This window comes from Streptomyces durocortorensis (genome assembly GCF_016901035.1).
Taxonomy (GTDB): Bacteria; Actinomycetota; Actinomycetes; order Streptomycetales; family Streptomycetaceae; genus Streptomyces; species Streptomyces durocortorensis.
The window spans coordinates 2058-24060 of the sequence record NZ_JAFEUF010000024.1 but is presented as its reverse complement, the minus strand read 5'-3'; the positions used below and the strand labels follow the sequence as shown (position 1 = coordinate 24060).

Genomic DNA, 22003 nt, shown 5'->3' with positions numbered 1-22003 from the left:
CGAGGCCCCGAACCGCAGCGGGCCGGGAGGTGCGCGGCGCGCCGGACGGGTGAATCACTCTGGGGGATATATCTGTATTTAGTGCCCTTTATTCCGGATGCCCCGCCGCCCGAACCGGACACCCCGCTGTGATCGCGCTCATCGTCGCCCACTTCGCGCTGGCGGCCTGCGCGGGCCCGCTGGTGCACCGGCTCGGCCGGCGGGCCTTCGTCGTGCTGGCGCTGCCCCCGGCGGCGGCCACCGTCTGGGCCTTCACCCGCTGGAACACCGCCGCGTCCGGCGGCGCGGACACCTGGACCTGGGAGTGGATCCCGGACTACGGCGTCACCCTCGATCTGCGGCTGGACGCGCTCGCCGAGCTGATGGTGCTGCTCGCCGCCGGGGTCGGGGCGCTCGTCCTGCTCTACTGCGCCTCCTACTTCACCGACGACACCCCGCAGCTCGGCCGCTTCGCCGGGAACCTCCTCGCCTTCGCCGGCGCGATGCTCGCCCTCGTCCTCGCCGACGACCTGATCACGCTCTATGTGTTCTGGGAGCTGACCACGGTCTTCTCCTACCTGCTGATCGGCCACGGCAGCGAACACCGGCACAGCCGCCGCTCCGCCCTCCAGGCCCTCGTCGTCACCACGCTCGGCGGCCTCGCCATGCTCGTCGGCTTCCTGATCATCGGTCAGGCCGCGGGCACCTACCGGATCTCCGCGATCGTCGCCGACCCGCCCGAGACGACGCTCGCCATGTCCATCGCCGTCGTCCTCGTGCTGTGCGGGGCCCTGTCGAAGTCGGCGATCTGGCCGTTCTCCATGTGGCTGCCGAACGCCATGGCCGCCCCGACCCCCGTCAGCGCCTATCTGCACGCCGCCGCGATGGTCAAGGCCGGGGTCTACCTGGTCGCCCGGCTCGCCCCCGCCTTCGCCGACGTCCCCGTCTGGAAACCCGTCGTCCTCGTCCTCGGCGGCGCGACCATGCTGCTCGGAGGCTGGCGGGCGCTGCGCCTGAACGACCTCAAGCTCGTTCTCGCCTACGGGACCGTCAGCCAGCTCGGCTTCCTCACCCTGCTCGCCGGGACCGGCAACCACGACGCCGCGCTCGCCGCCTTCGCCATGATCCTCGCCCATGCCCTCTTCAAGGCCCCGCTGTTCCTCGTCACCGGGATCGTCGACCATGCGGCCGGCACCCGTGACCTGCGGAAACTCTCCGGGGTCGGGCGTTCCCTGCCGTACGTCGCCGGGGTCGCGGCGCTGTCCGCCGCCTCCATGGCCGCCCTGCCGCCGCTGCTCGGCTTCGCCGCGAAGGAGGCCGCGTTCGCGGCGCTGATCCAGGGATCCACCGCCGACCGGTGGGCGCTGGTCGCCGTGGTCGCGGGCTCCGCGCTGACGACCGCGTACACCCTGCGGTTCTTCTGGGGCGCGTTCCTCCGCAAGCCCGGCGTCCCCGACACCCCCGTCCACCGGGTGGGCCCGGCCTTCCTCGCCCCGCCCGCCCTGCTCGCCGTGCTCGGCCTGGTCCTCGGCCCGGCCGTCAGCTGGACCGACCGGCTGCCGAACGCGTACGCCGACCTGTTCCCGGCCGAGCCGGACCCGTACCACCTCGCCCTCTGGCACGGATTCGGTCTCGCGCTGCTCCTGTCGGCCGTCGCCTGGGTCGCGGGCACCGTGCTCTTCCTCGGCCGGACCCAGGTCACCCGGCTCTCCCGGCGCATCGCCTGGCCCACCGCCGACAGCGTCTTCGGCCATCTGCTGCTCGGGCAGGAACGTCTCGCCCTCCAGGTCACCGGCTTCATCCAGCGCGGTTCCCTCTCCGTCTACCTCGCCACCACGCTGCTCGTCATGCTCGGCGGACAGCTCGCCGTCCTCATGGTCGACACCCCCTGGAACGGGGCCGTGCGCCCCCGGCTCTGGGACAACCCGCTCCAGGGTGCCGTCGCCGCCCTGACCTGTGCCGCCGCCCTGCTCTGCCTGACGGTACGGCGGCGCATGAAGGCCGTCGTCCTGGCAGGCCTCACCGGCTACGGCACTGCCTTGCTCTTCGTCGTCCAGGGGGCGCCCGACCTGGCGCTCACCCAGTTCTGCGTCGAGACCGTCGCGATGATCGTCTTCGTCCTGGTGCTGCGCCGCATGCCCGTCCACTTCCAGGAGACCGTGAGCACCTGGCGACGGGCCGCCCGCATCCCCGTGGCGCTCGCGGCGGCCGCCACCGTCGGCGTCGGGATGTGGGTCGCCGCCGCCGCGCGCACCGCCGAACCGGCCGGCACCGCCATGGTCCAGGAAGTCGCCGACCACGGGCTCAAGGACGTCGTGGCGACCATCCTCGTCGACCTGCGTGCCTGGGACACGATGGGGGAGTCCGCCGTCCTCGCCGCCGCCGCGATCGGCGTCACCAGCCTCATCTACCTGCACCGCCGCAGCGAGGGCTCCATGGCCCAGGAGGAGTTGCAGGGCCGTACCGCCTGGTCGCTCTCCGCCCACCACTCCTCCCGGCTGCCGCAGGGCGACGACGTGGCCCCCGAACGCAGCTGGCTGGCCGCCGGAGCCACCCTCGCCCCCGAACACCGCTCGATCGTCTTCGAAGTGGTCGCCCGGCTGCTGTTCCACCCGATCCTGGTGCTCTCGGTCTACCTGCTGTTCTGCGCCGAGTCCCTGCCCGGCGGCGGGTTCGTCGCCGGACTCGTCGCCGGGGTCGCGCTGATCACCCGCTACCTCGCCGGCGGCCGCTTCGAACTCGCCGAGGCGGCCCCCCTGCAACCCGGACTCTTCACCGGCCTCGGCCTGTTCATCTCCACCGGGGTGGGCCTCATCGGACTCCTGGAAGGCACCGTCCTGCACGCCTTCACCTACTACGGACACCTGCCGGTCTTCGGCAAGTACCACTTGAGCACCTCGGTCCTCTTCGACTTCGGCGTCTACCTGCTGGTCCTCGGCGTCGTCCTGGACATCGTGCGGGCCCTCGGCGCCAAGGTCGACCGGCAGATCGAACGCGCGGCGGGTGTCCTCACCCCCGAAGGCGGACCCGAGGCGGGAGGGCCCCTGCGGTGATCGTCAGCGCCTCGCTCATCGCCACCGCCGTCGTGCTCTGCGCCGTCGGCGGCATCCTCATGCTCACCCGCCCGCTGACCCGCATCCTGCTCGGCGCCGTCATCCTCGGCAACGGCATCAACCTGCTGGTCCTCTCCTCGACCGGGCGGGCCGGCGCCGCACCCCTGCTGTACGGGGTGTCCCTGAGCCGGGTCACCGACCCGCTGCCCCAGGCCATCGCGCTGACCGCCATCGTCATCACCCTGGCCACCACCGCGTTCCTGCTGGCCATGGCCTACCGCAGCCACCAGATCACCGGCACCGACGAGGTCCACGACGACCTGGAGGACCGGCGCATCGTGCTGCGCGCCGAAGTCCTCGGCGAACGCGCCGAGTTGCGCGAGCAGTTCCGGTCCGGTGCCGAACCCACCGCCGAGGAGCGCGAACGCTACCGCGAGGAGCGCCGCCGGCTCCGCGACCGGCTCCGCGCCGACCGGGCCCGCCAGGCCCGCGGCCGCGACGCCTCCGGAAACCTCTGGAACGACGTGCTAGGCGCGGACCCCGAGGACTACGCCCGCGACGGCGACGCCAAGGCGGACGACCGCTACCCCCGTGACCGAGGAGCCGACGGATGAACGCGCTCGTCCCGCTGCCGGTGCTGCTGCCGCTCTGCGCCACCGGCCTCAGCCTCGCCTTCGGCACCCGTCTGGGGCGCTTCCAGCGCTTCATCAGCGTCGCCGTGCTCACCGCCGTCACCGCGCTGTCGGCGATCCTCATGGTCGCCGCCGACCGGCAGGGCCCGCTCTCCGTCCACCTCGGCGACTTCGCCCCGCCGCTCGGCATCACCCTGGTCGCCGACCGGCTGTCCGGGCTGATGCTCACGGTCTCCTCGGCCGTCACCCTCTGCGTGCTCGTCTACTCCCTCGGCCAGGGCATGACCGACCGGGACAAGGAGACCCCGCTCGCCGTCTTCCACCCCGCCTATCTGATCCTCGTCGCCGGAGTCTCCTGCACCTTCCTCGCGGGCGACCTCGTCAACCTCTACGTCGGCTTCGAGATCATGCTCGTCGCCAGCTTCGTCCTGCTCACCCTCGGCGGCACCGGACCCCGCATGCGGGCGGGCTCCACCTACGTGATCATCTCGCTGTTCTCCTCGATGCTCTTCCTCACCGCCATCGCCATGACGTACGCGGCCACCGGCACCGCGAACTTCGGCCAGCTCGCCGTGCGGCTCGCCGAACTCCCCATCGGCGTACAGACCCTGATCCAGGCGCTGCTGCTCACCGTCTTCGCCATCAAGGCCGCCGTCTTCCCGCTCGCCGCCTGGCTCCCCGACTCCTACCCGACCGCCCCGGCCCCCGTGACCGCCGTCTTCGCCGGACTGCTCACCAAGGTCGGCGTCTACTGCATGCTGCGCACCGAGACCCTGCTCTTCCCCGGCAACCGCATCGGCGACCTCCTGATGGCCATCGCGCTGGCGTCGATGGTCATCGGCATCCTCGGCGCGGTCGCCCAGACCGACCTCAAGCGGCTGCTCTCCTTCACCCTGATCAGCCACATCGGCTACATGGTCTTCGGGATCGGCCTCGCCACCCGCGAGGCGTACGGCGGGGCCATCGTGTACGTCGCCCACCACATCACCGTCCAGACGACGCTGTTCCTCGTCGCCGGGCTCATCGAACGCCGGGGCGGCACAACGGAGCTGACCCGGCTCGGCGGCCTCGCCCGGGCCGCCCCGATGCTCGCCCTGCTCTTCTTCGTCCCCGCGATGAACCTCGCCGGGATCCCCCCGCTCTCCGGCTTCATCGGCAAGCTCGGGCTGATGCGCGCCGGCGTCGCCGACGGCGGCGGCTGGGCCTGGGTCCTGGTCGCCGGATCGGCGGCCACCAGCCTGCTCACGCTGTACGTCGTCGCCAAGGTCTGGAACCTCGCCTTCTGGCGCGCGGCCCCGCCCGGGCAGGCCGCCACCGGTACGGTCCTGGAGTCTGGCGACGACAGCGACGACGACAGCGACCCCGGCCCGGACGGGGTGTTCGGCACCGGTGACGAGGGCATCGGTACCACGCCCCCGCCCGCCGGCCAGGCCGTCGCAGCGACCCTGCACGGACGGGCCGTCACCACCACCAGCCGACTGCCCCACCCCATGGTCGCGGCCACCGCCGCCACCATCGCGATCGGCCTCGCCTTCACCGTCTTCGCCGACCCGCTCACCTCCTACACCGACCGCACGGCCGCCGAACTCCTCCAGCGCGCCCCCTACATCCAGGAGGTGCTGGGCCGGTGAAACGCGTGCTGGGCTTCTCCTTCCGCAACGCCGATCTGCCGCCGCTGAGCTTCGAGTTCGGCCGCCGCCGGCGGGTGCTGGACCTACCGCTGATCATCTGGCTCACCGTCATCTGGGTGCTGCTCTGGTCCACCCTCACCTGGGCCAACGTCCTCACCGGCCTGGTCGTCTCGGTCGTCGTCTGCCTCGCCTTCCCGCTGCCCCGGGTCGACCTCGGGCTGCGACTCCACCCCTGGGGCATCGTGTGCCTGGCCGGCTACCTCTTCTACGACATGTACACCTCGGCCGTGAAGGTCACCCGCCAGACCCTGTTCGGCCTGCCGCACCGGGCCGCCGTCATCGGCGTCCCCCTGCGCTGCCGCAGCGACCTGATGCTCGCCGCCACCGCCGTCGCCGTCTCCAACGTCCCCGGCGGCTCCATCATCGAGGTGCGCCGGGCCACCGCCACCGTCTTCGTCCACGTCCTGGACGCCGACCGGCCCGAGGAGCTCGAAGCCGCCCGGCGTCAGGTGTGGCGCGTGGAAGAACTGACCGTACGGGCCTTCGGCACCCGGGACGAGATCGCCCGGGTCGCCGAACCCCCGCCACCGCCCCAGCTCGCCGCCGGGAGGCCCGCACCATGACCGCACCCGAACAGGTCGACCGGGCTCTGCTGACCTGCGCCGTCATCCTCATCCTCATCGCCGGGGCCCTGCTGCTGGCCCGCATCTGGCGCGGCCCCTCCATGCTGGACCGGGCGATCTCGCTGGACGTCTGCGCCGCCCTGATCATCGCCGGGCTCGCCGCCAAGTCCGCCTTCGCCCGAGACCCGTTCTACTTCCCGATCATGTTGGTGCTGGCGTTCCTCGGCTTCACCGGCTCGGTGGGCATCGCCCGCTTCATCGCCGTACGCGACCGGCCCCGCACACCGGACGACCCCCCTCCGCACTCCGACGACGCCCAGGAGGGCCCGCGATGAGCCTCTGGCTCCAGATCGTCGACACGGCCGGCGCCGTCCTGCTCCTGATCGGCGCCGCGACCTGTCTGCTCGGGGTGATCGGCATGCTCCGGCTGCCCGACGTCCTCTCCCGCAGCCATGCCGCCACCAAACCGCAGACCCTCGGCATGATCCTGGTGCTGGCCGGGGTGGCGCTGCGGTTGCGCGGCGGCATGGAACTCGCCACCCTCGCCCTCATCGCCTTCTTCCAGATGCTCACCGGACCGGTCGCCTCGCATCTGGTGGCCCGCTCCGCCTACCGCACCGGACAGGTCGACCACAGCGAGCTGCTCTTCGACGAGCTCGACGAGCAGCTCACCGACGGGAAGTGACCTTGGTGCGGGGCGGGTTCATGCCGACGGTACGCGGTCCAGGAATCCGCTCACCGAGCTGATCCGGCCGTCCTCGGCCAGCCGGGCCACGTCGAACCCGGCCACCGGGGCGGAACCGTCCGCCGAGGAGACCAGCTCCCAGGAGAACCGGACCAGGTCGTGGTGCCCGTCCGGCGTGCCGGTGAGCGTGAACCGGAAGCCGGGGAACTGTCCCTGCACGCCGCCGATCAGGGCGGCGAGCCCCTCGTGCCCGCGCACGTCGGCCAGCGGGTCGGTATAGCGGGCGTCGTCCGTGAACGCGGCGGCCACCGCCTTCGCCCGCTCCTCGTCCCCGGTGCTGTTCCAGGCGGCGAAATAGCGCGACACGATCTCGTCGTACGCGGTCATGGTGAGCCCTCTCCGTCGTCGCCCCGGCGATCCGGGGCGGTGCACCCACCTTGGCCCGGGGCTTCGACGGCGTCGATTACCCCCGAGGTAAGGAGATCCAAAGACGCCACGGGGCCGGTGCCCGCGTGCCATGATGCGGGCAATGCCGGACGCTGGGGGGCGTATGGGAAGCACGGGCACGGTGCTGCGCGAATTGCGCGGCGCACAGAAGAGCGCCAAGGGCGTCTCGCTCTACTCGCGGTACGTGAACCGGCCCGCCGGGCGCGTGCTCGCGGCCGGGGCCTACCGGGCGGCCATGACGCCCAACCAAGTCACACTGTCCAGCGGGCTGTTCACGTACGGCGCGCTGGCCGCGGTCGCGCTCGTCGAGCCGTCCTGGACGCTCGCCGTCCTGGTCTACGCGGCCCTCGCGGTCGGTTTCGCCCTCGACTCCGCGGACGGGCAGCTCGCCCGGCTCACCGGCCGGGGCGGGCCGGACGGGGAGTGGCTGGACCACGTCGTGGACTGCGGGAAACTGCTGCTCGTCCACACCGCGGTCCTGATCTCCTTCTACCGCTTCGGTGAACTTCCCTCGGACGCCTGGCTGCTGCTGCCGCTGGGCTTTCAGCTGGCCGCCGTGGTGACCTTCTGCGCGGGGCTGCTGCGCGAACACCTCGGCAAGGCGGCGGTGAGTGCGCGGGGGCCGTCCTGGGCGGCGGCCCAGGACGCGCCCGCCTCCCGGGTACGGGCCGTGGCCCTGCTGCCCGCCGACTACGGGGTGTTCTGCCTGGTGTTCCTGCTGCTCGGCGCACCCGGGGCCTTCCGCGCCGGGTACGCCGTGCTCGCGGTCGTGCACACGCTGTTCCTGGCGGCCTTCCTCGCCAAGTGGTTCAGGGAGCTGAAAGCGCTCCGGGCCGGCTGACCAGCACGTCCAGCGCCCGGCGCAACTGGGTGCTGGACGTGTGCACGGTGTACGGGAAGTAGACGACCTCCACGCCCACTTCGGCGAAGTCGCGCTCCAGCTTCACCCCCTTCTCCGTGCCCCGCCAGTCGTCGCCCTTGAAGATCACGTCGAACCGGACCTGCTGCCAGGTCTCGACCTTGTCCGGCACGGTCTCCACGAACGCGGCGTCCACGAAGCGCACGCTGCGGACGATCTCCAGCCGTTCGCGGAGCGGGATCACCGGCGTATGGCCCTTGGCCAGGGCCGCCATCTCGTCCGACACGACCCCCGCGACCAGGTAGTCGCACTGACTGCGGGCGTGTCGCAGGATGTTGAGGTGTCCGACGTGGAACAGGTCGTACACCCCGGGTGCGTAACCCACCCTGTGCTGCACCATCCGTATCTCTCCCCCCACGGTGAAACGTGATCCGGTGATGTGCCAACGACCTTACTGTGAAGAACACTTGTGCAAGCCGTGAACGGATAAGCTCGACGGGGGCTGTTCCTCGGTGGGGACAGCGGCTGTCGTGGGGGGAAGGCGATCGTCCGATGTCCGATGCTGCAAGGCCCGGTCCGATGCGGGGCCGCCGACTTCTGGTGGTTTCGACCAACTACGCGCCGGAGCTGACGGGCATAGGCCCGTACGCCACCCAACTGGCCGAGCACTGGGCCGCGTCCGGCGCCCGCGTCCGGGTGCTCACCGGCATGCCGCACTATCCCTCCTGGAGACTGGAGGAGGGCTACCGGGGCGTGTGGCGGACGGTGGAGATACGCGGCGGCGTCGGCGTACACCGACGTCGGCACTATGTGCCACCCCGTCAGACAGCTCTGAAGCGTGCCGCGTTCGAGGCCAGCATTCTCGCCACCGGGCTGCTCGCGCCGCCGCCCGGGCGTCCCGACGTCGTGATCTCCCAGATGCCCAGCCTCGCCGGCGGAGTCATCGGAGCGCGCCTCGCCCGACGCCACCGCGTCCCCTATCTCCCCGTCGTCCAGGACCTGATGGGCGCCGCCGCAGCGCAGAGCGGCATCCGGGGCGGCGGCAGGGCCGCCGCCGTCGCCGCGGCCGCCGAACGGTACGCGCTGCGCGGGGCCGCCCTCGTCGGCGTCATCCACGAGAGCTTCGTCCCCGGTGTCCGGGCCCTCGGCGTCGACCCCGGCCGCATCCGCCTCGTCCCCAACTGGACCCATGTGCAAGGGCCCACCGCGGACCGGGCCGCGACCCGGGCCCGGCTCGGCTGGCCCGAGGGCGCCCCGGTTCTCCTGCACTCCGGCAACATGGGCCTCAAGCAGGGGCTGGAGGTGCTCGTCGACACCGCCCGCCTCGCCCCCGACGTCCGCGTCGTCCTGATGGGCGACGGCAACCAGCGCGACGCCCTGCGCGCCCGCGCCGAAGGACTGGCCAACGTGGAGTTCCTGGAGCCCGCGGCGGCCGAGGAGTTCACCGACGTGCTCGCCGCCGCCGACGTCCTCGCGGTCACCCAGCGCGCCTCCGTCCTCGACATGAGCGTCCCCTCCAAGCTCACCTCCTACTTCACCTCGGGACGCCCCGTGATCGCCTCCGTCGCCGACGAGGGCGGCACCGCCGACGAGGTCCGCCGCTCCGGGGCCGGCGTCCTCGTCGCCCCCGAGGACCCGGCCACGCTGCTGGAGGCCGTGCGCAAGCTCGCCGCCGACCCGGCCGCCGCCGACGCGCTCGGCGCGGAGGGGCCGCGCTACGTGGCCCGCCACCTGAGCCGCGAGGCGGGCCTCGCCCGCTTCGACGACCTGCTCGCCGAGGTCCTGCCGGACGCACAAGGGAGCCCCCGCCGATGACGCCACAGCACCGCGCCCCGGACGACCACGACGAGCCGGCGCTCCTGCGCGACCAGTTCCGCCAACTCCTGCGCTACCGCTCACTGCTGGCCGTCGGCGTCGTCATCGGCCTGCTCGGCGGCGGCTACCTCGCACTCGGCGGCGAGGACACCTACACCGCCACCGGAGAGGTACTCGTCCGCTCCGCGATCTCCGACCCCTTCGCCGCCGGATCCACCGCCGACAAGGGCATCAACATCGGCTCCGAACGCCAGACCGCCATCAGCGACACCGTGGGCACCCTGGCCGCGGGCACCCTCCTCAAGGAGGGCGACGACGTCACCGCCCGCAAGCTCCTCGCCGGGCTCCAGGTCACCAACCCGCCCAACACCCTCACCCTGCGGTTCTCCTACACCGGCGCCACCCCCGAGCAGTCCCGCGCCCGCGCCGAAGCCCTCGCCGAGGCCTATCTGGCCCACCGCAAGGCGCGCACCGAGGAGAGCATCGAGAACATGGCGGGCGGCTACCGCGCCCAGCTGAAGCCGCTGGAGGAGAAACGCGACCAGCTGGAGGAGCAGTCCGGCACCGGCGCGGCCGACGACGTCACCAGCGCCCGCGCCAACATCATCGTCTCCATCTCCGAGCTGAGCCGGAAGATCTCCGAGCTGGGGGCCCTGGACACCACCCCCGGCTACCTCAACAAGAAGCCCGTCGCCCCGGCCTCGCCCACCGGCCCGGGACTGCCCCTGCTCCTCGGGCTCGGCGGTGTCGTCGGCCTCGCGCTGGGGCTGCTGCTCTCCTGGGTGCGCCTCGTCTTCGACCCCGCCGTACGCTCCGACCGCGAGCTGGTCCGCTCGCTCGGCGCACCCCTGCTCGGCACCCTGCCCCGGGAACGCGCCGCCGCCGGCAGCCTGCTCGCCATCGGCCGGGGCAGCTCCCGGCTGGCCGAGGAGTACCGCGCGGTCGCCTTCCGGCTCGCCTACGACCCGTCGTTCGCCGAGAGCCGCCGCCTGCTGGTCACCGCCCCGCGCGGCGACAGCACGGCAGCCGCCGCCGCTGCCGCCAACCTGGCCGCCGCCTTCGCCGAGATGGGCCGGGACGTCCTGCTCGTCGAGGCCGACCTGCGCACTCCCTCCCTCGCCCGCGACCTGGGCTCCGCCGGCCACGAGGTGCGCCCGCCGCGCTGGGCCGCCGAGGAGGGCGACGGCAGCTGGCCGGGCGGCGGCGGCCGCACCAATGTGGACGTGCCCGGCTCCGGGGCCTTCGCCCTGATCCCCGGGACCACCGTCGACAACGTCCCGCGCGCCCTGACCTCCCCGTCCGTCGGCCGCATCGTCGCCGAGGCCGACCGCAGCGGCAACGTCGTCATCGTCCTCGCCCCGCCCGTCCTGTCCTACGCGGACGCGGTCGCGCTGGTCGACCGGGTGGACGGCGTCATGATCGTCTGCGATCCGCGCGAGGTGCACCGCAGCGACCTGGAACGCATCCGTGAGATCATCGGCGCCTCCGGCGGCTCCGTCCTCGGCGCCCTGCTCCACCCGGGCCGGGGGCGGCTGCGCCGCGCGGAGCGACGGGCGAAGCCGGCCCGCCCCCACCGCCGAGCCGGACACCCCCGAGACCACCGGCGATCCCACCGAGACCCTCGGCCTGCGCTCCTTCACCCTGCCGGCCGCCCGCCGGTGAGAGCCCGTACCGCCGTCCTCTGCTCGGTCGCGGACCAGGGCGTGGCGGCGCTCACCAACATCCTCGTGCTGGTGGCCGCCGCCCGGCTCTCCACCCTCGCCGACTTCGCCCGCTTCTCCGCGGTCTACCTGGTCTTCACCGTGCTCCTCGGCGTCTCGGGCGCGTACACCGGGCAACCGCTGGTCCTCAAGCGCGGCGCGGGGGAGGAGACCCGGGGCGCCTGCCGGTCCGCGGTCGCCTTCACCGTCCTCGCCTCCGCCGTCATCGGGGCGCTGCTCGCGGCCGTCTGCGTCCTCGTCCCCGGCGACACCGCCCGCGCCCTGCTGATGCTCGGCCTCGTCCTGCCCGTGGTGCTGGGACAGGACGCCGTACGGTACGCCTTCGCCACCCTCCAACAGCCCCATCTCGCCCTGACCGGCGATCTGCTGCGGCTCGGCTGCGTGCTCGGGGCGCTCTCCGTACAGGACTACGGGGCGTCCCCGGCGCGCCTCATCGCCGTCTGGGGGCTCTCCGCCCTGCCCGCCCTCCTGCTGTCCGCCGCGCTCCTCCACCGCGCCACCGCCGGATCCCCGCTGCGGCTGCGCCCGCTGCTGCGGCGCGGCCACCTCGGGCAGCGCTTCACCGTCGAGTTCGGCGTGGGCAACGCGACCGGCCAGCTGTCCGTCCTCGGCCTCGGCGCGGTCGGCAACCCCCTCCTGGTCGGCGCACTGCGCGGGGCGACCACCCTGTTCGGGCCGCTCAACGTGCTCTACACCTCCGCCACGTCCTTCGGCCCCCCGATGCTCGGCCGCATCACCGACGAGCGCCACCGGATCCGGGCCACCGCCGCCCTCGCCGCCGTCCTCGCGGGGATCGCCGCCCTCTGGGCCACCGTGCTCGCCCTGCTGCCGGACTCCGCCGGTCGCCAACTCCTCGGCGACACCTGGCCGGTGGCCGTCGACCTGCTCCCCGCGACGGGCAGCCAGTACGCGGCGATGGCCGTCGGCACCTGCGGGCTGCTTGCCCTGCGCATGCTCGACCCGCGCACCACGCTCGCCATCCAGGTCGTCTTCTCGCTCACCGCCGTGGCGTTCCTCGCGGGCGGTTACGTCGTCGGGGGCGTCCCGGGCGCCGCCTGGGGGCTGTTCCTGGGGTCGCTCTGCAAGGCCGCCGCCACCTGGATCAGGGTGGCCCGGCTCCGCCGGCGTACCGTGGCGCCCGACCGGACCGTGGCGGTAGCCGAGGACACGGTCGGCGGTCGGGCCTGAAGCGGAGGCCGCGCCTCATCCCGGAACAGTCGCTGGTCCGCGACCCGGTGATCCGGGCGAGCGTGGCCGGCCCGCCGGGAGGGGGCAGGGAAAGAGGCCCCCCATCAGCGCCGCTCCACCGCGTAGTCGAACGCTTCCCGGTGCTCGTCGACGCTTTCGACCCCGTCACGTGCGCGCAGGGCCAGGTCACGGGCCAGGCGGCGGGCAAGCTCACGCAACTCGGCGTGCGGGGTGTCCCCCTCCACGTACTCCAGGAGTTCCGTCAGGGCCCTCAGCTCGCCGATGTGCAGTGCCACGTCGACGATCTCCTGGCCGGCCGCGGTGAGGGCCCCCACCGCACGCCGCTGGGTGGCGGAGCTCCGCAAAGAGATGAACCGGCTGTTCCCGGACCACGGCTCCGTGCACTCCCCCGACGTGCCGAAGGCCCTGAGCCGCATGAGGAGGGCGTCAGGCTCGCTGCGGGGAGCGCGGTAGAAGGGCCGCTCGCCGCTCCCCGCGTTGCGGGCGTCCAGCCGCGCCTCCGAAAGGAAAACCGCGACGCGCCTGGGCTCGGGTGTCAGTCCGCCCCCCATCCAGCGGGCGGTCTCCAGCAGGGACCGGCCCGAACCCTCCGGTATGTGGAAGAAGCACCATCCGGAGACGCCGCACCAGAGCAGACCCGCGTCTCCGCCGTCCCCGAGAAGTCTTCTCCTGAAGGCGTCCGCGAACTCGACGCTCCCTTCGACATCCCCCGCGAAGTCGTCCTGGCTCGGATCGTCGAAGTCTCCGTACGCCGAGATGGAGGCCACCGGAACCTCCTCGTCGAGCAGAGTTCCGGCCACGGCCACCATGTAGCCGCCGATAGCGGCTTCGAGATCGCCCCGCAGTTGGGCTGCACAGTCTTCGGTGTACGTCACGACGATTCTCCTGGGTCACCTGCGACGGAGCATCCGCCATGATCGCCGTTGCCCGGAAAACGCCTGTTCACACGGGTCAAGATGGTTTGCTCGGGCTGCGGGCGGCACCTGGATACGCATCGAGGTCCGGGCCCGGTCGCGGGCAGGGCGACGCGCTCAGCGCCGACGCTCTTTCCGCCGCTCCCTGAACGTGGCGATCGCCAGCAGACACAGCGCGGCGATCGCCAGCTTCCCCGCCGCCTGGAGGAGCGGGCCGCGCAGCAGGATGAAGGTGTATCCGGCGATGAGAGGCGCGGCGATGGCCAGCACGCTCCCGGGGCCGGGCCCCGCCCGGGTGACCGCCAGGGCGTAGCGGCGGTCGGTGCGGGCCGACGCGTAGCCGATCAGCGCGAGGCCGCCCATCATGCCGCTCGCACCGAGATCGACCCAGAACTCGGTCCACAGCGGGGCCGAGAGGTTGGTCATCCGCAGCCCCATCCACTGCCCGACCCGGACCCCGGTGTCCTCCGGCTTCCCGCTCCACACCGCGCGCGGCACGAAGAACAGCGCGGAGCCCGACAGCTGGCGGCCGTAGGTGTGGCCCCGGGTGTCGACCCACGAGATGGTGTTGGCGAACATCACCATCTGGTCGTAGTCCTTGGTCACCAGCGGATCGAAGACCGAGGCCGACTGCACGGCCCGCTGGCCCCCCTCCTCGTACCGGAACTTGTCCGCGTACGGGAACAGCACCAGCGCCCCCACCACGCCCGTCGTCAGCACCGTCCGGTAAACCGCCGCACTGCTCGGGAACGCGGCGAACACGAACGCCACGACCACCGTCAGGAACCAGTAACGGGCATTGGAGATGGGGTTGTTCACCAGAAGGTTCAGTCCCGCCAGCGCCACCCACACCAGCACCGTCGACGGTCTGCGCCGGGCCCGGTAGGAGGTCGCCAGCCGGCGGGTGTAGAAGAGCAGTGCCAGCAGCGCCGGGACCTGGCCGAAGCCCTTGACGAACGCCGAGCCGACATTCGACCCTTCCGCGACGACCCCGCTCGCCGCGACCGTCTCGTTGATCTCCTGACGGCTGGAGAAGAAGACCGCGGGCCCGCCCAGCTTCAGCACGTAGAACGCGCTCGCCGCGAACGCCACCAGCACCAGCAGCCGCAGCCGCACCGGATGAGCGACGGCGGGCCCGCCGCCCGAGGCCCGCGCGGAGGGCGTACGGCGGCGCAGCGGACGCCGCGAGGCCAGCAGCGCCCCCAGGTCGTAGGCGGCACACCCCACCAGGACCATCGCGATGGCCGTGACCAGGTCCTGGCGCGGCCCCACCATCGGCGTCGGCGTCTGCCCGATCACCACCTGGGCGAACGGCGCCACGCCCATCGCGATGTACACGAACATCCAGAAGACGCCCTGGAGCAGCCGCCGCCGGGTGGAGAGGATCATCGTCGCCAGCCGGGCCCCCGCGTAGCAGGTCAGCACCAGCTGGAGCCAGTACGCGGTGTCCCGCACCCCGGTACCGGGCTGGGCGGCGATCACCGCGGGCAGGAAGCAGACCAGGCCCAGGATGAGCGGCACGGACACGGCCCGCGACAGCATCGACCAGACGATCGGCCGCTCGGGCGCGCCGGACGCGGGCCCCCGGGGCGGCGTGCGCGCCGATGTGTGCACCGACGTCATGCGCCCCCCCGGGATCAGTGAACCGCTGAACACTCTAACGAATCAGCCCACTTGAGGGGGGCCGATGGCTAGGCTGTGAATACATGGCCATGGTCGAGGGGAACTCTGGTGAAAATCCTGCACGTTGTCACGCTCCACACCCCGGACCACGCCTTCGGCGGTCCGACCCGGGTGGCGTTCAACCTCTCCAAGGTCCAGCGGGCGCACGGCGACGACGCACGGGTCATGGCCCTCGGTGACGGCTTCGCCGGCGGTGAACTGCCCCGCCACGTGGAGGGAGTTCCGGTCCATCTCTTCCAGGCCCGGCACCTCCTCCCGATGTTCGAGGTCAGCGGCATCACCTCCGCCAAGCTGCTCAACACCGCCCGCCGCATGATGCGCGGCGCCGACCTCGTCCACGTCCATCTGATGCGGGACCTGGTGACCCTGCCCGCCGCGCTCCTCGCACTCGCGACCCGTACGCCCCTGGTCGTCCAGACCCACGGCATGATCGACCCCACCGAGAAGAAGGTCGCCCAGCTCACCGACCTTCTCGGGGTCCGCAAGGTGCTGCGCGAGGCGGACGCCGTCCTGCACCTCACCGAGATGGAACGCGTCGACGTGAACGCCGTCGCCGCACCCGTCCCGCTCACCCGCACCGTACGGCTGGTCAACGGGGTCCGCCCGCAGGAGCGCAAGCCCGCCCGTGAGCCCGGCCGCCCGCCCACCGTGCTGTATCTGGCCCGGATTCAGGAGCGCAAGCGGCCCGAGGACTTCGTCGCCGCGATGCCGCACGTCCTCGCCCGCCACCCGGACGCCCGCTTCGTGCTGGCCGGTCCTGACACCGGCGCACTGGCCGAAACCCTCGGGCTCGCCCGGCAGCTCGGGGTGGCCGAATCCCTCGACCATGTCGGCCCGCTGGAGCACGACGAGGTTCTGGCCGCCGACCGCGAGGCCGACGTGTATGTGCTGCCCGCCATCGAGGAGCCGTTCCCGGTCTCGGTGCTGGAGGCGATGTCGGTCGGCACGCCGGTCGTCATCACCCGCACCTGCGGGCAGGCCCCCGATGTGGCGGAGGCCGGCTCGGGCCGGGTCATCGACAGCCGGGTCGGCGAGGACGCGGCCAACGCCCGCAAGGTCGCCGATGCGATCCTGGAACTGCTGGAGCCGGAGGCCGCCGAGCAGGCCGGCAAGGCCGCCTGGGAGCTGGTGAACGAGCAGTTCACCATCGAGGCCGTCACCGCCACCCTCCGGCGGACCTACGAGGACGTGGTCCGCCGGAGGCGAGGGTGAGCGGCCGACTCGTCAACGTATGGGCTTTTCGCGGGACTTGAGGGCGATCTGCCAGCGGTAGAAGCTCATCGCCAGCGCGAAGTCCAGGCCCGCCCGGCCGTCCAGGAATCCCCGCTTGTAGAGATACATGTAGGCGAAGGACACCACCGGCTTGAACGGCGCCTTGTGGAACAACTGCCCCTGACGTGACTTGACCTGGCGCACCTGCTCCTTCACCCGGGGGTGGTGCTCCAGCCACGCCTCCCAGTCGGAGTAGCGGTTGTGCCGCTCGAACCAGGCGGTGACCGGGTCGAGGTCCTGGTGCTCGATGGGGTGGCTGAGTGTGCCCACGCTCGCCGCGACCGGCTGGTAGTGGCCCTCCACCTCCCCGATCCCCGGCGCGTCCAGGTCCCCGACCTCCGGGTAGTGGCAGCGGGTCCGGTCGGTCAACGACCGCTTGCGGATGGTGTATCCGTGCCTCAGCCGCTTCCCGGAGAACCAGTAGCCGAGCGGGATGTCGTACGCGGCGGGCTTCGGCGCCTCCGGGTTCCGGAAGGTCTCCCGCAGCTCGGCCAGCAGCCCGGGGCTGAGCCGCTCGTCGCCGTCCAGGAGCAGGATCCAGTCCAGGTCGGTGCGGACGTTCTCCAGGCACCACTGCTTCTTGCGCGGGTGGCCGCCGTCCCATGTGTACGTGACCACCTCGGCCCCGCACTCCTCGGCGATCTTCGCGGTGTCGTCGGTGCTGTGGGAGTCCACCACCACGACGGCCTCGAAGTGGCCGAGCACCGATTTCACCGCCTCCGCGATGTTCAGCCCCTCGTTCTTCGTGGGGATCGCCACGGCTATCGGGAGTTTCGGCGTACCTGCGGTCATCCCGCGGCTCCTTCGGGCAGCCAGGCGTAGCAGCCTGTGGACGTGAACGTGCGGGCGGAAACGGGGATGGTGATCTTCCGGGACTTCCCGGTGTCGGAGGCGCCGGAGGCCAGCTCCTTGCCGCCCGCCCCCTCGATCTGCCAGGAGCAGTCCGTGGTGGGCGAGGCCGAGCGGTACACGCCCGGCCGGAGCTTCTTCCCGGCGTGCTTGCCGTCCGGGTAGCCGTACGCCGCCTCGTCGACCAGGGCCTGGTGCTGGGTGCAGAGCCCGGCGACCGCGTCCTTCGCGTCGGGGATCTCGCCCGTCACGATCGCGCCGACCGCGGTGTCCCGGTCGGCCTTGACGAGGTAGCGCAGCTTGTCGCAGGTCTCCTGACCGGTCTGGAGCACGGCCGCCGGGTCCATCCCCTTCGGCACCCGGTCCTTCAGGTACTCCTTCTGCTTCTTCGTGAACGTCCCCATGGCCGGGGTGATCTTGTCGGCGGGCGTCTTCGGGCCCTCGGCCGTGGCGGCCGGAGCGGACTGCCCGGTGGCCGCGGGTTCCTCGGTGGGCGGTGTGGCGGGCTCGGTGGCCGTGGTGGCGGACGGGCCGGGGGCCGGGGGGGGGGGGGCGGGGGGGGCCTCGGGGTCTCTCCCGTCCGCGGACGAGCCGCAGGCGGCCAGCGCCGCCGCCGTCAGGACGACGGCGGCGCAGGCCAGGAACGGGTTTCTCATCGCTCAGCCGTTCCTCAGGGCGTAGTGCGCACTGATCGTGGAAGCGCTCAGCGCGGTCGGGTAGATGGCGGTCTCATCGATCTGCCCGGCGAAGAAGTTGCTGGTCGGGCGGTTCGGCCAGCCGGCCAGGTTGTCCCCGCCGACCCGCCAGTACCCCGGCTGGCTCTCGTTGCCGGAGACCAGGATGTTCGACGCGCGCAGCTGCCCGTCGACGTACAGGGACATGCCCTGACCCAGCGGGCCCTGGGTGGCGACGACGTGGTGCCACTGGCCGTCGTTGTACGACCCCGAGGTGGCGACGGTACGGGCCCCGCCGCTCTGGACGCCGAACACGAGGCGCCCGTCGTTGCGCATGTAGATGTGCTTGTCGTGGCGGGTGCTGTTCTGCTGGGTCAGATTGCCGAAGCCGACGATCTTCCCGCCCCGGGTGGTGGTGGTCTTGATCCAGGTCTCGATGGTGAACCGGGCCGGCTGGGCGTGCTGCCGGTTGCTGTACGCGTACTCGTCGGTGCCGTTGAACCCGATGGCCGTCGAGGGCCCGGCGACCGCCGCCGGGGTCTGCCGGTAGGCGGGGCCGTTGCGCATGAAGCCGTTGTTCAGATTGCCGCTGCTGTCGTGGGCGAAGGTGGAGGTGCCCTCGTCCCAGCGCCAGTAGAGGCTCGCCCCGTCGGACCTGACCCGCGCCGGGTACGCCTCCGTCGCGCTCGCCACGGTGGCCGACTGGGCCGGGGACTTGGCACTGGTGTTGGTGCCGTCGCTCGCGGTGATCCGGTACGAGTGGGTCTCGCCCGGGGCGACGTCGGTGTCCGTCCAGGTCAGCTGCGGCCGGTCCCAGAAGACCGAGTAGCCGGTCGTCGTGTGGATCGGGGTGTTGGAGCCGTCCTTGTAGATCCGGTAGGTCAGCTCACCGTCGTCGGTGTCGAAGCTGGTCTGCCAGTTCACGTCGATCTGCCCGGGCGTCAGCGTGGAGAGGCTGATGTTGGGCACCCAGGGCGCGCCCGTGTCCGGGCCGTCCGCGAACCGGGTCAGACCCTGCTGCGGCTTGGTGTTGACGGTGGTGAACTCGCCGCCCACCCACATGTAGTGGCGCCCGCCGCTGCTCGTCTGGGCCATCACACGCGGCCCGACCGGCTCCCCGATCCCGTCGTTGGTGTCCGGGAACCAGGGCAGCAGCTTCGGGTCGTCGACCGCCTGGGCCAGCAGGTGCTTGCGCGGCTGGTCGGGGAACGCGCCCATGCTGGCGCAGTCGTGGGCGTGGCTGCCGCTGTACAGCACCCCGGAGTGCACCAGCACGGACTGGGTCGCGCCGAGGCAGGTGTCCCGCCAGCGCTGCTCGAAGTTGTTCAGGTTCAGCGCGATGCGCCCGTCGAACACCCCGCCGCCGGTGCCCTCGTTGCCCGTGTAGAAGCCGGTGGCGTCGGTGGTGATGTCCTGGACCGTGGAGTTGTTGTGGATGAACCCCGGGTAGGACTTGGTGAGTTGCCCGGTGGTGGCGTTGACCACCGCCAGGGCGTGGGTGTTCGTGCCGTTGATCCGGAAGAAGTCCCCGCCGAGCAGCACGTTCTGTCCGTCCGGAGTCACCTCTACGGCCCGTGCGACCTCGTCGGCGTTGGCCGTGAAGGGCAGCAGGGAGGCTCCGGTCGTGACGGCGGCGAAGTGGCTCCTGGTCTGCCCGCCGACCGTGGTGAAGTCGCCCGCCAGATAGACCGTGTCATCGGTGACGGCGAGTCCCCGCACGCTCGCCGACACCCCGATCTTGAAGGAGGTGCGGACCGTGCAGCTCTCGGTGTCGATCGCCGCGATGTTGCTCACGCCGACACCGTTGACCGCCCCGAACTGGCCGCCCGCGTACAGGGTTTCGCCGTCCGGGGAGAGGGCGAGGGACCGGACCGTCGCGGTTCCCGAGGAGATGGTGAAGGACAGCGAGCAGTCGGTGGGCGCCCCGGTCGCCGCGTCGAAGGCGGCGAAGTTCACCGCGGGCTGTTCGTTCGTGCCGGGGGTTGCGGTGGGGGGCCGCAGGGTGGAGAAGGTGCCGCCCGCGTAGACGACGCCGTCGCCGGCGGCCATCGACCAGACGATGCCGTTGGTCTGCCAGGTGGTGAGGTCGTCCGCGGTGAGGGCGACCGGTGGTGTCAGCGCCGTTGCCCCGGAGGCCCCGACCGTGGTCGCGGTCAGGACTCCGGCCAGCAGGCCGAGAGCGGCGGAGGCGGCCCGCACACGGCCGCGACCTCCGCTTCTGCGCCCCGTACTTCCGTTCATCATTCAGCTCCGAAGGTGAGATTCGAGCTGCGGCCGAAAGGCCGCGGATGCTGCCTCGCCCGACCGGCGGCGGGGACGGAGTGTCCCGCCGCCGGCCGGGGCGAGTGGGTAGGCGGGGCCGGGGCCCCGCCCGTGGCCGGCGCGTTGAGCTCCACCGAGCGGTCGGTGGAGATCGGCGGTGGCGCCGGTGATCGTCCCGGGCGCGGCGAGCGCCGGCCGGGAGTCATGGGTGGCCGCCGGCCCGGTGCGGGCGTCGGCGGTCGCACGGTCGGACCGGTCCGGTAAGGGGACGGCGGAGCGGCGGCGGAGCGGACCGCCCCGGCCGCCGGGGGAGCGTCGCACGCCCAGGAGGCGCCCGTTCACCGGTCCACCCGGACGGCGGCCCCGGACAGCTGGTCGTCCAGGCGGCGGATGTCGGCGTCGACCATGATCCGGGCCAGCTCACGGGACTTGACCTCGGGCTTCCAGCCCAGCAGCTCCTCGGCCTTGGACGCGTCACCGACCAACGCGTCGACCTCGCTGGGGCGTTCGTACTTCGGGTCGTAGCGCACGTGCTCGCGCCAGTCGAGACCCGCGTGCTCGAAGGCGTACTCCAGGAAGTCCCGGACGCTGACGCCCTCACCGGTGGCGATCACGAAATCGTCGGGGTTGTCGCACTGGAGCATGCGCCACATGGCGTCCACGTACTCCGGCGCGTACCCCCAGTCCCGGACCGCGTCCAGGTTGCCCAGGTGCAGCCGGTCCTGGAGCCCGGCCTTGATCCGGGCGACGCCCCGGGTGATCTTCCGGGTCACGAAGGTCTCGCCCCGGCGCGGCGACTCATGGTTGAAGAGGATCCCGTTCACCGCGAACATGCCGTACGCCTCGCGGTAGTTGACCGTCGCCCAGTAGGAGTAGACCTTCGCCACGCTGTACGGGCTGCGCGGGTGGAACGGGGTCTTCTCGTTCTGCGGGGGCGGGCTGGCGCCGAACATCTCGGAGGACGAGGCCTGGTAGATCCGGGTCTGAATGCCGCTGGCCCGGACCGCCTCAAGGAGCCGGACGGTGCCGAGCCCGGTGACGTCACCGGTGTAGAGCGGGGCGTCGAAAGACACCCGCACATGCGACTGCGCGCCCAGGTTGTAGACCTCGTCGGGCTGGATGTCGCGCAGCAGGTTCACCAGGGCCACACCGTCGGACAGGTCCGCGTGATGCAGGACGAAGGAGCGCTCCGGCTCCTCGGGGCCCTGGTATATGTGGTCGATCCGCTCGGTGTTGAAGCTTGAGGAACGGCGTATGAGCCCGTGCACCGTGTATCCCTTGTCGAGCAACAACTCGGCCAGATACGAACCGTCCTGGCCGGTCACTCCGGTGATGAGCGCGGTCTTCGCCACGATTCCCCCTTCTCTGCTGATCGCCTCGGCGGCGATGTTCACCGACATTTCGGAATTGGAGCGTTCTGCGGCAAACCGTCACCGCAGTCCTTTTCTGCTGGCACAATCCGAGCCATGACGACCGAACTCCCCGTCCCGGCCCAGGAATCCGCCCGTCCTCTACTGCGCCCCGGCTCCCGCATATTCGTCGCGGGACACCGCGGCCTGGGGGGGGGGCGGGGGGGGGGGCCGGCCGCCCGCGCCCCCCCCCCCGCGGGGGGGGCGGGGGGGGGCCTCAAACCCCTGGGGGGGGGGGGGGGGGGCGGCGGCTTTTCGGGGTTTCTCCGCCGGCCCCGCCCCGAGC

General features: G+C 72.0%; 18 protein-coding genes and 2 pseudogenes. 12 read left to right on the top strand and 8 right to left on the bottom strand.

What is annotated here, in order from left to right:
* Positions 1–128: 128 nt before the first annotated feature.
* The 6 genes from JS521_RS07755 to mnhG are packed head-to-tail and all read left to right on the top strand — an operon-like array spanning position 129 to position 6603.
* The gene (locus tag JS521_RS07755) at positions 129–3032 is read left to right on the top strand and encodes a Na+/H+ antiporter subunit A (RefSeq protein WP_205081987.1); all 2904 of its coding nucleotides are present in this window, start codon (positions 129–131) and stop codon (positions 3030–3032) included.
* Positions 3029–3646 carry a Na(+)/H(+) antiporter subunit C gene (locus JS521_RS07750; protein ID WP_205081986.1) on the top strand — a complete coding sequence of 206 codons (618 nt, stop codon included), beginning with the start codon at positions 3029–3031 and terminating at the stop codon, positions 3644–3646. The genes JS521_RS07755 and JS521_RS07750 overlap by 4 nt, the downstream gene beginning before the upstream one ends.
* Complete coding sequence (locus JS521_RS07745) at positions 3643–5295, top strand: Na+/H+ antiporter subunit D (RefSeq protein ID WP_205081985.1); 1653 nt, start codon at positions 3643–3645, stop codon at positions 5293–5295. Before JS521_RS07750 ends, JS521_RS07745 begins: the two co-directional genes overlap by 4 nt.
* Positions 5292–5918: a Na+/H+ antiporter subunit E gene (locus JS521_RS07740; RefSeq protein ID WP_205081984.1), complete on the top strand. Its 627-nt coding sequence runs from the start codon at positions 5292–5294 to the stop codon at positions 5916–5918. Before JS521_RS07745 ends, JS521_RS07740 begins: the two co-directional genes overlap by 4 nt.
* Complete coding sequence (locus tag JS521_RS07735) at positions 5915–6253, top strand: MrpF/PhaF family protein (protein ID WP_205081983.1); 339 nt, start codon at positions 5915–5917, stop codon at positions 6251–6253. Before JS521_RS07740 ends, JS521_RS07735 begins: the two co-directional genes overlap by 4 nt.
* The gene (gene mnhG, locus JS521_RS07730) at positions 6250–6603 is read left to right on the top strand and encodes a monovalent cation/H(+) antiporter subunit G (RefSeq protein ID WP_030802046.1); all 354 of its coding nucleotides are present in this window, start codon (positions 6250–6252) and stop codon (positions 6601–6603) included. The genes JS521_RS07735 and mnhG overlap by 4 nt, the downstream gene beginning before the upstream one ends.
* Positions 6604–6621: 18 nt before the next feature.
* On the opposite strand, the gene JS521_RS07725 is transcribed toward mnhG, so the two are convergent.
* Positions 6622–6990: a nuclear transport factor 2 family protein gene (locus JS521_RS07725; protein WP_205081982.1), complete on the bottom strand. Its 369-nt coding sequence runs from the start codon at positions 6988–6990 to the stop codon at positions 6622–6624.
* A gap of 163 nt (positions 6991–7153) precedes the next feature.
* Here JS521_RS07725 and JS521_RS07720 point away from each other — a divergent pair, with 163 nt between their 5' ends.
* Positions 7154–7891, top strand: a complete 738-nt coding sequence (locus tag JS521_RS07720; RefSeq protein ID WP_205081981.1) for a CDP-alcohol phosphatidyltransferase family protein — start codon at positions 7154–7156, stop codon at positions 7889–7891.
* Here the strand turns inward: JS521_RS07720 and JS521_RS07715 are convergent.
* Positions 7860–8309 (bottom strand): FAD synthase family protein, encoded by a 450-nt coding sequence (locus JS521_RS07715; RefSeq protein WP_205081980.1) that lies wholly within the window; start codon positions 8307–8309, stop codon positions 7860–7862. The two genes, JS521_RS07720 and JS521_RS07715, sit on opposite strands and share 32 nt — an antisense overlap.
* A gap of 152 nt (positions 8310–8461) precedes the next feature.
* Here JS521_RS07715 and JS521_RS07710 point away from each other — a divergent pair, with 152 nt between their 5' ends.
* The 3 genes and pseudogenes from JS521_RS07710 to JS521_RS07700 all read left to right on the top strand — a co-directional run bounded on the left by JS521_RS07710 (position 8462) and on the right by JS521_RS07700 (position 12633).
* On the top strand, positions 8462–9724 hold the full coding sequence (locus JS521_RS07710; protein WP_205081979.1) for a glycosyltransferase: 1263 nt from the start codon (positions 8462–8464) through the stop codon (positions 9722–9724).
* Positions 9721–11386 (top strand): annotated as a pseudogene (locus JS521_RS07705) (P-loop NTPase family protein). The gene JS521_RS07710 and the pseudogene JS521_RS07705 overlap by 4 nt, the downstream one beginning before the upstream one ends.
* Positions 11383–12633, top strand: a complete 1251-nt coding sequence (locus JS521_RS07700) for an MATE family efflux transporter (RefSeq protein ID WP_205081978.1) — start codon at positions 11383–11385, stop codon at positions 12631–12633. Before JS521_RS07705 ends, JS521_RS07700 begins: the two are co-directional and overlap by 4 nt.
* A 104-nt stretch (positions 12634–12737) precedes the next feature.
* Here the strand turns inward: JS521_RS07700 and JS521_RS07695 are convergent, their stop codons facing one another.
* Both JS521_RS07695 and JS521_RS07690 read right to left on the bottom strand, forming a co-directional pair.
* On the bottom strand, positions 12738–13529 hold the full coding sequence (locus tag JS521_RS07695; protein ID WP_205081977.1) for a hypothetical protein: 792 nt from the start codon (positions 13527–13529) through the stop codon (positions 12738–12740).
* Between the two features lie 156 nt (positions 13530–13685).
* Positions 13686–15191, bottom strand: a complete 1506-nt coding sequence (locus tag JS521_RS07690) for a hypothetical protein (RefSeq protein ID WP_205081976.1) — start codon at positions 15189–15191, stop codon at positions 13686–13688.
* 108 nt (positions 15192–15299) lie between these two features.
* On the opposite strand from JS521_RS07690, the gene JS521_RS07685 reads away from it, so the two are divergent.
* Positions 15300–16463, top strand: a complete 1164-nt coding sequence (locus JS521_RS07685; protein WP_205081975.1) for a glycosyltransferase — start codon at positions 15300–15302, stop codon at positions 16461–16463.
* Between the two features lie 12 nt (positions 16464–16475).
* Here JS521_RS07685 and JS521_RS07680 read toward each other — a convergent pair whose 3' ends face one another.
* The 4 genes from JS521_RS07680 to gmd all read right to left on the bottom strand — a co-directional run bounded on the left by JS521_RS07680 (position 16476) and on the right by gmd (position 21660).
* Positions 16476–17315, bottom strand: coding sequence for a glycosyltransferase family 2 protein (locus JS521_RS07680; RefSeq protein ID WP_205081974.1), 840 nt, complete (start codon positions 17313–17315; stop codon positions 16476–16478).
* A complete protein-coding gene (locus JS521_RS07675) occupies positions 17312–18028 on the bottom strand; it encodes an Rv1352/Rv1906c domain-containing protein (protein WP_205081973.1) in 717 nt (238 codons plus the stop codon). Before JS521_RS07675 ends, JS521_RS07680 begins: the two co-directional genes overlap by 4 nt.
* Positions 18029–18031: 3 nt before the next feature.
* Complete coding sequence (locus JS521_RS07670; protein ID WP_205081972.1) at positions 18032–20290, bottom strand: LamG domain-containing protein; 2259 nt, start codon at positions 20288–20290, stop codon at positions 18032–18034.
* Positions 20291–20646: 356 nt separating this feature from the next.
* Positions 20647–21660, bottom strand: coding sequence for a GDP-mannose 4,6-dehydratase (gene gmd / locus JS521_RS07665; protein ID WP_205082009.1), 1014 nt, complete (start codon positions 21658–21660; stop codon positions 20647–20649).
* Positions 21661–21774: 114 nt separating this feature from the next.
* Here gmd and JS521_RS37475 point away from each other — a divergent pair.
* Positions 21775–22003, top strand: a pseudogene (locus tag JS521_RS37475) (hypothetical protein); the annotation flags it as partial.

Bases quoted from the DNA above. Each gene is read 5' to 3' on its own strand.
- JS521_RS07745 (WP_205081985.1), top strand. From the start codon at position 3,643: ATGAACGCGCTCGTCCCGCTGCCGGTGCTGCTGCCGCTCTGCGCCACC.
- JS521_RS07710 (WP_205081979.1), top strand. From the start codon at position 8,462: ATGTCCGATGCTGCAAGGCCCGGTCCGATGCGGGGCCGCCGACTTCTG.
- JS521_RS07735 (WP_205081983.1), top strand. From the start codon at position 5,915: ATGACCGCACCCGAACAGGTCGACCGGGCTCTGCTGACCTGCGCCGTC.
- JS521_RS07715 (WP_205081980.1), bottom strand. From the start codon at position 8,309: ATGGTGCAGCACAGGGTGGGTTACGCACCCGGGGTGTACGACCTGTTC.
- JS521_RS07670 (WP_205081972.1), bottom strand. From the start codon at position 20,290: ATGATGAACGGAAGTACGGGGCGCAGAAGCGGAGGTCGCGGCCGTGTG.
- JS521_RS07690 (WP_205081976.1), bottom strand. From the start codon at position 15,191: ATGACGTCGGTGCACACATCGGCGCGCACGCCGCCCCGGGGGCCCGCG.
- JS521_RS07720 (WP_205081981.1), top strand. From the start codon at position 7,154: ATGGGAAGCACGGGCACGGTGCTGCGCGAATTGCGCGGCGCACAGAAG.
- JS521_RS07675 (WP_205081973.1), bottom strand. From the start codon at position 18,028: ATGAGAAACCCGTTCCTGGCCTGCGCCGCCGTCGTCCTGACGGCGGCG.
- mnhG (WP_030802046.1), top strand. From the start codon at position 6,250: ATGAGCCTCTGGCTCCAGATCGTCGACACGGCCGGCGCCGTCCTGCTC.
- JS521_RS07680 (WP_205081974.1), bottom strand. From the start codon at position 17,315: ATGACCGCAGGTACGCCGAAACTCCCGATAGCCGTGGCGATCCCCACG.
- JS521_RS07725 (WP_205081982.1), bottom strand. From the start codon at position 6,990: ATGACCGCGTACGACGAGATCGTGTCGCGCTATTTCGCCGCCTGGAAC.